Genomic DNA, 798 nt, shown 5'->3' with positions numbered 1-798 from the left:
TCGCTGTGGCTGTTGTTTAAGGTGTAGGTCCAGTTACCGTCGGCATCAATGCTGAAGAAACCGTAGTTGCCATCGGCGACATTGGTTTGCACTTGGAAGACCGCTTCGCCGTTGTCGACGTCGGTGACGGTTAAGGTGCCGGCCACCGTTTGTACTGTGCCTGGCAGGGTGTCGGAATCGCCGTCTTCGGTGACGGTGCCAGCATCGCTGTCGCCGTTACCGAGCGTGATGTCAGCGGGATCGTTCGCRCCGACAATGGTGATGGTCACGGTGTGGCTGGCGGTGCCATCGGCACTGGTGACCGTGATGTCACGGGTCAGGGTTTCACCCGCCTTGAGTGACTGCACGTCGCTGTGGCTGTTGTTTAAGGTGTAGGTCCAGTTACCGTCGGCATCAATGCTGAAGAAACCGTAGTTGCCATCGGCGACATTGGTTTGYACTTGGAATACCGCTTCGCCGTTGTCGACGTCGGTGACGGTTAAGGTGCCGGCCACCGTTTGTACTGTGCCTGGCAAGGTGTCGGTATCGCCGTCTTCGGTGACGGTGCCGGCATCGCTGTCGCCGTTACCGASYGTGATGTCAGCGGGATCGTTCGCGCCGACAATGGTGATGGTCACGGTGTGGCTGGCGGTGCCATCGGCACTGGTGACCGTGATGTCACGGGTCAGGGTTTCACCYGCCTTGAGTGACTGCACGTCGCTGTGGCTGTTGTTTAAGGTGTAGGTCCAGTTACCGTCGGCATCAATGCTGAAGAAACCGTAGTTGCCATCGGCGACATTGGTTTGYACTTGGAAGACC

At 58.2% G+C, this 798-nt stretch carries 1 protein-coding gene; it reads right to left on the bottom strand.

Annotated elements, in window-relative coordinates:
- Positions 1-798 (bottom strand): VCBS domain-containing protein (locus L5L98_RS22265; RefSeq protein WP_263143581.1); only part of this gene is annotated, 798 nt, incomplete at both ends.

The organism is Shewanella sp. SM23 (genome assembly GCF_025654295.1).
Classification (GTDB): domain Bacteria; phylum Pseudomonadota; class Gammaproteobacteria; order Enterobacterales; family Shewanellaceae; genus Shewanella; species Shewanella oncorhynchi.
The sequence above is the reverse complement of the archived record's forward strand: the minus strand, read 5'-3'. Positions and strand labels throughout refer to the sequence as shown.